This window comes from Paenibacillus sp. UNC451MF (genome assembly GCF_000686845.1).
Taxonomy (GTDB): domain Bacteria; phylum Bacillota; class Bacilli; order Paenibacillales; family NBRC-103111; genus Paenibacillus_S.
Window position 1 is genome coordinate 1 of record NZ_JMLS01000039.1, and the last position, 13987, is coordinate 13987.

Sequence of the window (13987 nt, forward strand, 5' to 3'; positions counted from 1 at the left end):
TGCCCAAATCAGCATGTCTCGCCGAGGCAATTGTTATGACAACGCCTCCATGGAGAGCTTCTTTTCGCATTTAAAGACGGAAGCACTCTATCCATATCATATCCGATCCATTGAGGAAGCACAAAGCAGAATTGAAAATTATATCTATTTTTATAACCATCACAGACCACAAAGAAAATTAAACAAGCTGACTCCGGTAGAGTACCGGTGCCAGCTTGCAAAATAGGGTTTTTCTTAACTGTCCACTAAATTGGGTCTTGACCAATTATTGAGAGGATTCTAATGGGGTCTTTTATATTAAACAAAGGTCGAAAAGCAAATTATTACGGAAGACATGGCAAAGTTAATAAAATACTTTTTATACGGATTTTTACTTATTTATGGTTTATTTTTCTTGCTATTGAGATTATGAATCAATAGAAATATGTAAGCTCTATTGCGTCCGATTTCATGTATTATGTTGGTTTATGAATAAAGTTAACGGGTGTTATATTTCAATGAACATCATGAGAAGGCTATCGGTATTATAGATCGGCAGCCTTCTCAGCTAAACGGGTAGGATAGTTTAACAAAACTTTATGTTGATATGGGGATGAGTTGTAGTTCAATTTTTTCTTTTTACTTATCTTGTTGCTTTGCAGTGACATGGATGCAATTGAGAGATTAGCAACCACTCTAAATAATGAACTTCGGAAGGTAATTCTTCCAGCCGATTGAATAGAGAGAGGGCCCGTGTTCCAAGAAATTAGGAGCATGGGCTAAAAAATTAGATAACACAGCCACAAAGGACAATGACTAACAGAATAAAAAGAACCAAAATAGTTGCAGAGTTTGTAAATATTCCGCCTACTCCACTCATTTTTGAATCCTCCCTCCAATTTGTCTTGAGGTTTTTTACCCCAAAATCAAGTTATGCAGGATACATATTAATGTTTGGACGTTTGACCTGGGGTTACATTTATCATAGAAAAAAATCCTTAAGATAATACCAAGCCATTTTTTTCAGGTGTTCAGGCACCTTTTCGAAAGTAAATGGTTATAATATTTTGTAACGAAGCCACTCACTCGCCTTTTGACTCCCGTATTCGAAATACAAAGAAGCATCCAACAGTGATATGCTCCCTTTACAGTAGACAGGTGAAATAATAAAACCTGTTGCTTTAAGGGGAGCTTTTTCATGTCAAAAAGAAAATATGGTGCTGCGGAAAAACTCATTATCCTTAATGAAGTTTCAAGTGGACAACTCGGTTTTCTGGCTGCTGCTAAGAAATATGAGATCAACAAAACGACTTTGATGAAGTGGCAACGTCGTTACAAGCTGTATGGTTACCAAGGACTTGAGAGTCGTGTTAATGGAGCGATCATTCATTACGAAATGAAGCATGAGGATCAGGCGATATGCTCTGGAAGGAGTTTGGAGTTCTTGATCCTGATGGATACGTCATCTTGTTCGGAGCAAGTACGTCAAAATAGCTTGAACGCGGTTTAGAGGATCATTGATCGGCTATGCATACGGATGTAGATGAGTATCATTGGTTCAACTTAGGAATATTTTGGATTATAAGTTGAACCAACCAGTAGCATAGGTATCATGTGCAGGTTTACCAAATGGCAACCTGTTGCACTGTCACTATATAACTTGACATTTGTTGAATCAATCAGTTTAAGCCCTCTATTAGAAGCAAACTAGAATTAATTGCTCTAATAGGAGCTTTTGTTATGATTTTAAGTGAACTTTGCTGGTTCCGGATATTGGAAACCGATGGATCATTCGTAATGATGGGTATTACATGCGACCTATCAAGCTAGAAGAGTATTCGTGCACATTTCCTTTCCGATCAAGCTTCTAAATATCAGGTGCCGTTTCGGTGGATTCGTCAGAGTTAGAACGAAATCATCTATGAAGGATTTTTGAAGAAAATGTAGAAATTTGTAACTGATGCAGTTTCCTTTATCAACCGAGACAGATGGAAGGGGAATATTGAGATGGAGCCTTTCAACGAAAAAATAAATTACGAGAATCCGCTTGTTCCTATGAAGGTGTATTTGAAGAATAGAGAAGAGGGCTGGAACAACTGGCACTATCACAAGCAGATTGAACTTCTTTATATCGTTAACGGCAAAATTGATGTTCTGATCGATCGGCAGAAATACAGCCTACAAAATGAAGATGTGGTGCTTATTGGAGCCAATCAGCTGCATCGGGATAACTCTCATAAAGTAGAGTACATCATTTTTCATTTTGATTCTCTTCAATATTTTGATCCTTCCACTCTGCCCTATATGAAGCTGTTTTCCGGAATCCATATTGCATTGAGCGAGTTGAATTATATTTTTAATGAGGATATTCAGACTAAACAAGCCGTAACTCAAAGCATACAGCAAATCTTCAGAGAGTCGATTGACAAAAACTATGGCTACGATATGGCCATCAGCTTACATATTCGAAACATACTGCTAACTTTACTTCGCGCAGATCGCCGTCAGGTTCTTGCTTCTAATAATCATGCCGGCATGGACAAGCTGAAGTCCGTAATGGACTATATCGAAAAGAACTTGACGAACAAGATCACTGTTACGGAAGCAAGCAACATAGCGAATATCAGCTACTCCTATTTCGCAACCTACTTTAAAAAAATCATAGGAATGTCGTTCATAGACTACGTGAATTATCATAGAATCAAGCTGGCGGAACGTATTTTACTGACGGAGGACGTTAGTATTGAACAAATAGGAGAGATGATAGGCATGGAAAATACCGGACACTTCTATAAAACGTTTCGAAAGTACAATCAATGCTCTCCTAACGATTTCCGTAAAAAAATGGCGGATTTCCGCTAGGCTTGTTCCTCGTCAATACAAACACCTTTTGCCGAAAGGTGTTTTTTTATTTCCCTTCATGAAAATCTTTTTAACAAGAAATATATATAAAACGAAAAATAGTGTAGTGTTTTAAAAAATCCCCGCATTATTCTCCTTTTTAACCGTTGCTATAATAAACACAAAGCTCGCTTGAAAGAGATCACCTTCGACGAGACGGGTTAGTAAAAACGGGAAAAGGGGTTTTAATCCAATGAAAACAATACACAGGAAGCTTGTCTTCATGCTAAGTGCGATGCTAGTTTCGGGGGCTGTGCTTTCGGGATGCAGTCAGGATAAGGGGCCGTCGGCATCAGCACCCAAGGAAGAAAAGAAGGCTGAAGTCGATACATTGACGAAGGAGCCGGTTACTCTAAAAATTTTCAACTACAACGCAGGAATCATTTCACAGAAAGATGTAGATGAGATTTTTAATGCCCCGATTCAAAAAAAATACCCTAATATTTCCTTCGAGCTCATCACAGGTAAAACATTGGATCAGCTCGTTGCAGCTGGAGAAATTCCTGACCTCATTCCTACAAGCAACTTTTATTTGAATGGGTTGGTTGATTTGGGGCTAACCTCCGACATGAATGATTTTGTGAAGAAGGAAAACATTGATCTGAATCGATTTGAGCCGGAAGCCATTAATGCTATGAAGCTCTTCGGGAAGAATGGGGAGCTGTACGGCATGCCGTATACGATGAATTACGGGGTGATGGCGTATAACAAAGATATTTTTGATAAATTCGGCGTTCCGTATCCGACTGACGGTATGACATGGAGCCAGGTTATTGAGTTAAGCAAGAAACTGACAAGAATGCAGGACGGAGTTCAGTACATCGGACTTGATCCAGGAGATGCCAATGCGTTAACTCGTGCTTACTCCTTGCCGGTTGTAGATGAGAAGCAGGAGAAATCGATAGTGAGCTCTGAAGGCTACCAGAAAGTGTTTACTTTATTGAAGCGGATTTATGATATTCCCGGGATGGTCACGGATAAGAAATATACCTATGGCATCAACTCTTATATTAAAGATCAGAAGGTGGCCATGATTCCGTATTGGATTGCCGCTTATACAAGCCGTATCCCGCTGATCGGACAGTCGTTCCAATGGGATCTCGTTTCTTATCCTACTTTTGATGACAGGCCGGGTGTTGGCAGGGAGATCGATTTCCATCTGCTTGTCGTGCCGCCGACCAGTAAAAATAAGGATGTTGCATACCGGGTAGTCAAGACGCTGGTCAGTGAGGAAGCCCAGATAGCCATGAACAAAGGAACTAGGCTGACTATTTTTCAAGATGCTCAAATGAGGAAGGATTTTGCCTCTGACTCTAAATTGTATGAAGGAAAGAACTTGTCCGGCATGTTCAAAGTGAAGCCTGCTCCGGTTGCTTACAGCCCTAAGTATGAATTGGACATCTATGCCGTTCTTAGAGATGCTTTGAAAAATATGGTAGTCAACAGCGTGGATGTGAACACGGCTCTCCGGGTAGCGGACGAAAAGGCAAATAAAATCATTTCCGAATCAAAACTAAAATAAAAAACATACACCTTTCGTGAAGCAGTCTGTAAGGAAGCGTTCGAAAAATAGAGTAGGATTTGCATGAAAATCCGTTTAATCCTCTTATTTTGCCTATTTTATAATAAGCTTGTCGAGAACATTGGAAGAATGGAAAGTAGGTGAGCATTGAATGAAGAACCGCTATAAAGCGATAGTTTCGGTTATGACCCTTCTGGCTTTGCTGTTAGGTTTCAGTATCCCATTCGTGACTATTCCAACACAAGCGGCGGATATAGATCGGTTATTAATTACAGAGATTGTCCCTGCCCCCAAAGCAAAGGGGGAGGCTTTCGAGTATATCGAACTGTACAATCCTACGGATAGCGCTATAGATCTGACGGGCTTTAAGATCTATTACTATGAAAACATGAAGAGTCCGGAGCCATGGACGTCCGACGTCATCAAATGGAACCTTGTGGCTAACGATGAGTTGAGCGGCGGCCGAACGGACATGTTCATTCCTTCGAAAAGTACGAAGGTCGTATGGCTTATCCCCAAGGGGTATAAGGGATCCATACAAGATTTTAATAAAGAGTACGGCTCCACACTAACTCTGGATCAGTTCGTATATATCCAATTGGAAGAAGGTCAGGGACTGATCAATGATGAGCAGCGATATGTTGCAGTGGTCGGTCCAGACGGGGATCAGGTGAAGGACCGAATTAGCATGGTTGCGTATAACGTGCAGGCTGGCGCAGGGAAATGCAAATACGAGCCTAGACCTGGTGAGAAGGCTTGTGATTTTATCCGTAAAGAGGATCAGCTGGCGGAGAGCGTGACTTACTATTATCCTGCAAATGGACTTGACCCTATTACGAAGCTGATGGACTACAAGCTGCCTTATTCCATTCACCAAAAGCCGACTCCCGGCAAAATCGTCCCGGCCCGGCAAGCGGCTGCCTCCGATCTATTGCTCATAACGGAAATTGTTCCTGCGCCTAAGACGGATGGAGAGCATTTCGAATACATTGAGCTCTACAATCCGGGAGAAAGCGAAGTCGACTTAACCGGGCATAAGATCTATTACTACGACTATACCTCAAGCAAAGAACCATGGACCTCTACCGTGACGAAATGGGATATGGTCGCTATGGATACAATTATCGGCAACAAGACGGATATGAAGATGAAACCGCATAGCGTCAAGATTGTTTGGCTGATTAAGCCTGGTTTCAACGGAAAGCTTCAGGACTTCAATAAAGAATACGGTACGGATTTGGAACCGAATCGCTTCGTTTTTGTAAAATTAGGCGCTGGTCAAGGCTTGTCGAACGACCAACAAAGGTTTGTAGCTGTTGTTGGGCCTGAGGGAGACCAAGAGAAGGACCGGATCAGCATGGTTACCTACAATGAAGAAGCCGGAAGCGCTAAGTGTAAGTATGTGGCCAAAGAGAATGAGCACGCCTGCGATTTTACCCGGAAAGCAAATCAATCCTCAGAGAGCGTGAACTATTATTATCCGTCAGCAGGACTGGATCCTGCTACTAAGATGATGGAACGCAGAATACCGGATTCCCTGCATCAGATACCTACTCCGGGGACTGTTATGCCGGAGCAACTATCCGTACAGACATCTGATGCAGCTCAACCAACGCCTGAAACGCAGGCTGCTTCCGACATTCTTATCACTGAGATTGTTCCGGCGCCCAAGACGGATGGTGAGCAGTTTGAATATGTAGAGCTTTATAATCCTACCGATCATGCGGTCGATTTAACCGGGTATAAAATCTATTACTATGAGGATACGAACAGTATAGAGCCATGGACCTCCAAGGTGATTCCGTGGGATATCGTGGGAATGGATTCTATAGCCGGCGGCAAAACGAGCATGATAATACAGCCAAGAAGCACGAAGGTTGTCTGGTTAATCAAAAAAGGGTTCAGCGGAAACGTGCAGGATTTCAACAAAGAATATGGAACCCATCTGAACTCGGACCAATTTGTATTTGTTGCACTAGGAGCCGGTCAAGGCTTGTCGAACGACCAACAAAGGTTTGTAGCCATTGTAGGTCCTGGCGGAGATAAAGTGAAGGATCGGATCAGCATGATTACCTATAATGAAGCGGCCGGTAATGCCAAGTGCAAATATGCAGCCAAAGAGAATGAGCGCGCTTGTGATTTTGTCCGGAAAGCGAATCAATCCACGGAGAGTGTGAACTATTATTATCCTGCAGCGGGGTTGTCTCCTGTAACGAAAATGATGGAGCGAAGAGAGCTGGATTCTGTTCATCAAAAGCCGACTCCAGGCACAATACTTCCTATGCAAGTCGAAGCCTACGGGCATGAGGGAGAGGCTCAAGAGAGTCAAGCTGCTATCGGCTCCTTGCTGATTACAGAGCTGGTTCCGGCACCGAAGACTGAAGCTGAGCTATTCGAGTATATCGAGTTATATAACCATTCGGATAAGCCTATTGATCTGACGGGATATAAAATTTATTACTACAAGGATATGAAGAGTAATGAGCCTTGGACTTCCCAAGTTACCAAATGGAGTATTGTTCCATCAGATAAAATAAGCGGTGGCAAGACGGACATGGTGATCCGGCCAGGATCGACCAAAGTAGTTTGGTTGTTGAAAAAAGCGTATGGGGAAGTGTTTAGTACGCAAGATTTTAACGATGAGTACGGTACGAATCTAACTTCGGATCAGTTTGTTTACGTCAAGCTGGGCGAGTCAGAAGGTCTGGATAATGATGTACAGCGGTATGTGTCTATTGTTGCTCCTAGAGGGAATCAGGTGAGCGACAGGATCAGCATGGCTACATACAACGTAGCTAGCGGTTCAGGCAAATGCAAATACGCCCCTAAAGAGGGCGAGATTGGCTGCGATTATGTGCGTAAGGGCGATGAATTAGCGGAAAGCGTTATTTACTTTTACCCGGCCAACGGGTTGGATCCGATAAGCAAAATTATGGAGCATAGAGGTCCTTTATCCGCTCACCACAAGCCGACGCCTGGCTCCCTGCTGCCTGAACAATTACTGAATCTAACGGGAAAGGAAGAAGGAAGTGAGATGTCCCTAGAAAGAGGTGAATATAGTGCGGATGAGACGGAATAAAATCGTATCGCTCGTAGTCTTGATAGCCCTATTGTGTTCTTTAATTCCAATACAGGGGATTCCCTCTGCAGCAGCTGCCTCGGGAACGGCGAGTCCAACGCTCCTCATAACCGAGATCATGGCAGCACCCAAAGCTGCGGGTGAACCTTATGAATATGTGGAGCTGTACAACACGGCAAGCCAACCGATCGACTTGACCGGATACCAAATTCATTACTATACCAATCCGGCGCTGGAACAGCCTTGGACCGATACGAAAGCGAAAAAGTGGAGTATCATGCCGATGGATGACATCACCGGCGGAACGACTGACATGACGATTGCGCCGCACAGCACGAAAATCGTATGGCTGGTGAAGCCGCAGCATAGTACCTATAAAGTAGAGCAATTTATTGCCGAGTACGATTCCGCCTTAACGAAGGACCAGATCGTATACGCTAAGCTCGGAGCCAATGAAGGCTTGGATAACGCTGTTCAGCGCTATGTAGGTATCGTCAGACCCGGGGGAGACCCCGATACCGACCGGATCAGTATGGTGGGGTATAACATGAATGCGGGAATAGGTTATTGCGCCTATGTCCCTACGGGTTCTACCCCGGCATGTGACTACAAGAAAACGGCAACGACACAGCAGAGCATCATCTTCTTCCTCCCATCCAACGGATTGGATGCGGTAAGCAAAATGATGGAACGAAGAACACCCGACTCGTTAAACCAAGACCCAACTCCTGGAAAATTGAAGGCAGGACAAGAACCGCTTCTTCCAGCAGAGGTATTGGATGTGCATGCGGTAAGAAATGGCGGGCAGGCCGTAGCGAGCTGGAGGGAGCCGACGGATCTTGGCGGCAAGGCGGACTACGCGTATGTGAATATTTATGATCAGAATCATATGAAAGCTGCCGGCCCGATAGCGAAAGGAACGACATCTGCCATCGTAACGAATTTGGCTGAAGGCATAGATTATACGTTCACAGTAGTGACTGTCAGCAGTGCGGGTGTGGAAAGCGTAGGAGTCAAGCCAGGCTCTCTAGGATCAGGTTCCGGGATTACACAAGAGGAATTAGGTCTTAGAAAAACCAAGATGAAGGTTGCTGCCGTAGGCGACAGCATCACCCGCAATACCGGAACGACAGTCACCTATCCGCAAAACCTTGGCAAACGGCTTGGACCGGATTATGAAGTTAGAAACTTCGGTGTATCGGGTACGACCTTGCTTAAGCTGGGGGACAGTTCCTATTGGAATACTCCAGAGTTTCAGCAGAGCCAAGCTTGGAATCCGGACATTGTTGTCATTATGTTAGGCTCCAATGACTCGAAGCCGCAGAATTGGCAGCATAAAGACCAATTTGTAAGTGATTATGTAGAGATGATCCTTCAATATAAAAGCTTGCCGGCGCATCCCAAAGTGTTTGTTAACCTTCCCCCTAAGGTATATGGGACAGGAGGCTTTAACATAACGGATGCCGTTGTTAGCGGTGAAGTTATACCTGCAATTAAGGAAGCAGCCCGTTTGACGGACAGTACCGTTATTGATGTCTATTCGGCTACGATTAATATGCCGGAGTATTTCCCGGATCATGTTCATCCCAATGATGAGGGAACGAAGGTCATTGCCAAAGCGGTCTCAGATCAGCTTTCGAAATACTATATCAGCTACGGAGATTTCAATTTCATAAGTAAGGAAGGTCCGGTTATTCCTGGCTTGAAGCAAGGAATTATTCCGCAGGGAGCAGCCTATGTACCGGGTAAGAACTGGATGCTTGCTACTTATTATCGTAATGACGGTCAGGCAAGCGGAATTACCGTAACTGATCTCTCAACAGGCAAATTTGTTAAGGCTATGGAGCTTCGTGAAGCGGGCGATGTGCCCTACACAGGACATGCCGGAGGTATTGCCGTAAGTGACGAGAATCTTTGGATTTCATCCGATTCTCATGTTTATCGGTTACCTATCCAAAACGTGATTAACGCTGGGGATGGCGATAAGCTGATATTCACCGATAAGGTACAAGTTGCAACGAAGGGTTCCTTCGTTACCTACTCAGATCACATTTTATGGGTAGGAGAATTCGCTGGAAGCAATGCGCCCACGGATTCGTCCCATCACATGACGAATAGAGAGCAGACGGTGAATCACGCTTGGGTAGCGGGATATAAGCTGTCTTCTAGCGATTTGTTAAGTGGTATGCCGGGAGCGGGCAGCGTCACAGTGCCAGATTATATCTTGTCCATACCGGATGAAATTCAAGGGATGGAAGTCGTGGGTGATAAGGTGGTACTAAGCCGCTCCTACGGCCGGAATAATGACAGCAGGCTGCTTGCTTACACCTGGTCTTTGAGTGAAGCAGCACATTCACAAACCTCGGTGTTTGGATCGGTATCGGTGCCGATTTGGTTTTTGGATGGGAGCAATATTTTGAATTCCTTGATCATGCCGCCGATGGCCGAAGGGATATTCGAGCATAATGGAAGCTTACATGTTCTGTTTGAATCGGGGGCCAAGGAATATTTGGACGGCAAGTATCCCATCGATAAGCTGCAATTTTTGGATGCAGCTGCATTTCTTAAAGCAAAGTCCGTTGATCTACCTGTATCATCAGCAGATGGATTGCTCATTACGGAAATTATGGCGGCTCCGAAGGCAGCAGGTGAGCCATATGAATACGTCGAGCTATACAATCATTCAGACCAACCAGTAGATTTAACCGGATACCAAATTCACTACTATACGAATCCGGGTCTGGAACAGCCATGGACCGATCCCAAAGCGAAAAAGTGGAGTATCGTCCCGATGGATGCCATCACGGGCGGCACTACCAACATGACGATCTCACCGAAGGAAACCAAGATCGTGTGGCTGGTGAAGCCGCAGCACAGCACCTATAAGGTAGAGCAATTTATTGCGGAATATGATCCTACTTTAACAAAAGATCAATTCGTATACGCGCAATTAGGGGCCAACGAAGGCTTGGACAATGCGGTGCAGCGATATGTAGCCATCGTAAAGCCTGGCGGAGATCCTAACAAGGACCGCATCAGTATGGCAGCCTATAACGTTAATGCTGGCTTGGGGAGCTGCCAATATATACCTAGCGGTTCAGCGCCTGCATGCGATTTTGCCAAAAGCTCGACATCGCAGCAGAGTATTATCTACTTCTACCCTGCAGGTGGCTTAGATAAGACAAGCAAAATGATGGAAAGAAGAATTCCAGCATCGCTGAATCAGCAACCATCACCGGGCAAATTAAATCCTGGCCAAGCGCCGGGCACCACTGAGCCTGAGAAACCGGATCCAGGAAAACCTGATCCGGAGAAGCCTGACCCCGGTGCTGCACAAGCGGGTACGCTGCTCATCACCGAAATCATGGCGGCACCCAAAGCAGTAGGCGAGCCATACGAGTATGTGGAGCTCTACAATACAACGGATCAACCGATCGATTTAACCGGCTATTCGCTTCACTATTATACGAATCCGGGTCTGGAGCAGCCTTGGACCGACACGAAAGCGAAGAAGTGGAGCATCGTCCCAATGGATGCCATCACCGGTGGCATTACGAACATGACGATCTCGCCGAAGGGAACCAAGCTCATTTGGCTGGTGAAGCCGCAGCACAGCACCTATAAGTTGGAGCAATTCAGCACAGAATACGGCTCGGCCTTGCGCAAGGATCAAATTGCCTACGCCAAGCTCGGAAGCAATGAGGGACTAGAGAACGCGGTGCAGCGGTTTGTTGCCATTGTCGGACCTGGGGAAGACCCGGCTAAGGATAGGATCAGCATGGCGGCCTATAACGTCAATGCAGGTACGGGCGGATGTCAGTATGTCCCGTCATCTTTGCCGGCTTGTGATTTTGCGAGATCGGAGGGCAAAACGGAGCAGAGCGTCAATTATTTTTATCCGGAACAAGGGTTGGATGTTCAGGGAAAATGGATGGAGCGCAGACAAACAGGCTCTACGAATCAGACTCCTACGCCAGGCAAGATTTATTCGGGTCAAGTCCCGGATTTCCAAGCTATTCCTGAGGAACAATCGATTACTTTGAAATGGAAGCCGTTGAACTTGAATGTGTCAGGTTATCGGGTATATCAGGACGGCAGTCTTGTCACTCCTACGGTCACCACAGTAACGTATGATACTTACCAGTACAAGATCGGGGACCTGAGAAGCGGAACTACTTATATCTTCGAGCTTGCCGGGGTGCTGAAATCCGTGTACGGGCAAGAGACAGGCGAGACTACGCGCATGTTTCCTGTACTTGTAACAACGCTGGATTCAAACACGATCCCAATAGGACGCCATCCCTCCTCAAGGCAAGATAGTGCGGGTGCAAAGGGAGAGTATGTACCGCCTGCCGCAGTGGAGGATCGTAACAATCTACTAGGGTCAAATGCTTATACCGTCACAACGGGGGGCAACGATCATGGGCAGAAAGTAGCTCTAATTCAGGTGAATGCATCCCAATTGACAGAAGCATTCGGCAAATTAACGGATGAAAGGCCGTTCTTGGCTTTATCTTATGATGGTACAGAATCGGTACTGGAAGTTATATTGCCAGCCTCCGCTTTGGAAAAAGCAAAAGAAAACGGTTGGGGAAGAAGATTCATCATTTATAAAAACGGTATTTCTTACGAATTCCCACTGGCAGCGCTCCAACTCGAAACGCTATCACAAAAACAGGGCGTTAGTTTGAATGAAATGGACATTCATATTACGATCGCGGCATTACCCGATGAGCAGCAAGGGAAGCTTCGGGCCGATGCTACACAGCAGGGCAGTACGCTGTTGACGGATGCCTACGAATTCCTAATGACTATGAAGGGAAATGGCAAGTCGATTCCGCTGGACGATTTTGGCAAAGAAACGGTTACCAGAGCATTAAAGCTTAGTGGGGTTGTGAAGCCGGAATGGATAACAGGCGTTCAAATATCAAGCGATGGTTTCCTTCACTTCATCCCTTCTACTATAAGCGAGGAAGCGGACGGAAACACGTATGTCAAGATGAAGAACTCTCATAACAGCGTTTATGCTGTTGCAGAGTCCAAGAAAATCTATGAGGATATTCAAGGCCACTGGTCACAAAAAGATGTGGAGCAATTTGCCTCCAAGCAGATCTTGAACGGGATGGCGGAACAACGCTTTCAACCAGATACCAACGTCACGAGGGCTGAATTTGCTGCTCTTCTGGTTAATGCCTTGGGAATATCGGGCTTACCGACAGATGCAGGCTCAGAATCTATATTTAAGGATATCGATGCTGCCAAGTGGTATGCCAAGCCCATTCGGATTGCTGCATTAAAAGGACTGGTCTTTGGTTATGAAGGCAATCTGTTCAAGCCTGATGCAACGATCACACGTGAGGAAATGGCTGTGATGCTCATGCGAGCACTACTCTCAACAGATCAAGGCAAATCCCTGACAGCAGTTCCGCTAGCATTCCATGATAAAGATACCATTAGTGAGTGGGCGCGAGATTCCGTGTCCAAATTGGTGAAGGTCAGAATGATTGAAGGCATGACCGAAGATTCCTTCGTCCCTGCCGAGAATGCGACACGTGCGCAAGCAGTGACCATGGTGAAGAGGATGTTACGTTGGATGAACTATTTGGATAACTAAATTTGAACGATGGAGGAAGCGAATGAAGGCTGGAATGATGCGATTTATTGGATTGCTGATCCTGTTCATGATCTTATTCGGACTATACCCGTTGCCCATGTTGCAAGCGAATGAACAAGAAGCCGCTTCCGTCGGTTTTATGTCGTACAACATTCGCCATGGTCAAGGTAACGATGGGAAACTGGACTTGAAGCGAACGGCGGATGTCATTAAGCAATCCAATGCGGACATTATAGCACTGCAGGAAGTGGATAATAATTGGTCGGATCGAAGCGAATTTATGGATCAAGCCAAACAGCTTGGCGAAATACTGAGCATGCAATATGTATTTGCGGCAAATATTGATGAGCCTCCCGCGCAAGGAAAGACCGAACGACGGCAGTATGGTACAGCCATTATAAGCAAATATCCGATTATATCCTCTGTGCGTCATCCTCTTCCTAAGATGGAAGAGACAAGCGAGTCTAGGGGCTTGCTGGAGACGGTCATCAATGTGAAAGGTACGAATATCACGGTATATTGCACTCATATGTCTATTATTGCGGGGGAACGCGTATTACAGGTTAAAGAGCTTGTGAATATTGCTCAACAAGTCAAGGGGCCGGTCATTTTTATGGGTGACTTTAATGCCAAGCCGAATACGTTTGAAATGCGTCCTTTGTTCAAACGATTGAAAGATGCTTTTCAAGGCAAGCCCAATAGTTTTACCGCTCCTGCCGAGAAGCCTGCTTTCCAGATCGACTACATTATGTACAGCCCGGATTTTGATCTTATACAAAGTGAGATCATTTCAACGCAAGCGTCGGACCATCTTCCGATATCGGCCAGGTTTATGTTGAATTCAAAGAAATCACAGTAATTTACTCATCTCTAGGGCGAAACGTCCCGGGGG

General features: G+C 45.1%; 7 protein-coding genes. All 7 read left to right on the top strand.

Features of this window, described 5'->3' with window-relative positions; genetic code table 11:
* A partial coding sequence (locus BP97_RS0128420; RefSeq protein ID WP_028547791.1) for an IS3 family transposase occupies nucleotides 1–226 on the top strand: 226 nt, incomplete at its 5' end.
* A gap of 951 nt (nucleotides 227–1177) precedes the next feature.
* Complete coding sequence (locus BP97_RS0128430) at nucleotides 1178–1489, top strand: helix-turn-helix domain-containing protein (RefSeq protein ID WP_028552146.1); 312 nt, start codon at nucleotides 1178–1180, stop codon at nucleotides 1487–1489.
* 497 nt (nucleotides 1490–1986) lie between these two features.
* A complete protein-coding gene (locus tag BP97_RS0128435) occupies nucleotides 1987–2841 on the top strand; it encodes a helix-turn-helix domain-containing protein (RefSeq protein ID WP_028552147.1) in 855 nt (284 codons plus the stop codon).
* A 232-nt stretch (nucleotides 2842–3073) separates the two neighbouring features.
* The gene (locus tag BP97_RS0128440) at nucleotides 3074–4402 is read left to right on the top strand and encodes an ABC transporter substrate-binding protein (RefSeq protein ID WP_081824402.1); all 1329 of its coding nucleotides are present in this window, start codon (nucleotides 3074–3076) and stop codon (nucleotides 4400–4402) included.
* A 151-nt stretch (nucleotides 4403–4553) separates the two neighbouring features.
* Complete coding sequence (locus BP97_RS0128445) at nucleotides 4554–7481, top strand: lamin tail domain-containing protein (protein ID WP_028552149.1); 2928 nt, start codon at nucleotides 4554–4556, stop codon at nucleotides 7479–7481.
* Nucleotides 7468–13095, top strand: a complete 5628-nt coding sequence (locus BP97_RS0128450; protein WP_028552150.1) for a lamin tail domain-containing protein — start codon at nucleotides 7468–7470, stop codon at nucleotides 13093–13095. Before BP97_RS0128445 ends, BP97_RS0128450 begins: the two co-directional genes overlap by 14 nt.
* 22 nt (nucleotides 13096–13117) lie before the next feature.
* Entirely contained in the window at nucleotides 13118–13954 is an 837-nt protein-coding gene (locus tag BP97_RS0128455; RefSeq protein WP_051621024.1) for an endonuclease/exonuclease/phosphatase family protein, read from the top strand.
* The last annotated feature ends 33 nt before the right edge of the window (nucleotides 13955–13987 follow it).

Coding starts and splice junctions, on each gene's coding strand:
- BP97_RS0128450 (WP_028552150.1), top strand. CDS start 7,468: ATGAGACGGAATAAAATCGTATCGCTCGTAGTCTTGATAGCCCTATTG.
- BP97_RS0128435 (WP_028552147.1), top strand. CDS start 1,987: ATGGAGCCTTTCAACGAAAAAATAAATTACGAGAATCCGCTTGTTCCT.
- BP97_RS0128455 (WP_051621024.1), top strand. CDS start 13,118: ATGAAGGCTGGAATGATGCGATTTATTGGATTGCTGATCCTGTTCATG.
- BP97_RS0128445 (WP_028552149.1), top strand. CDS start 4,554: ATGAAGAACCGCTATAAAGCGATAGTTTCGGTTATGACCCTTCTGGCT.
- BP97_RS0128440 (WP_081824402.1), top strand. CDS start 3,074: ATGAAAACAATACACAGGAAGCTTGTCTTCATGCTAAGTGCGATGCTA.
- BP97_RS0128430 (WP_028552146.1), top strand. CDS start 1,178: ATGTCAAAAAGAAAATATGGTGCTGCGGAAAAACTCATTATCCTTAAT.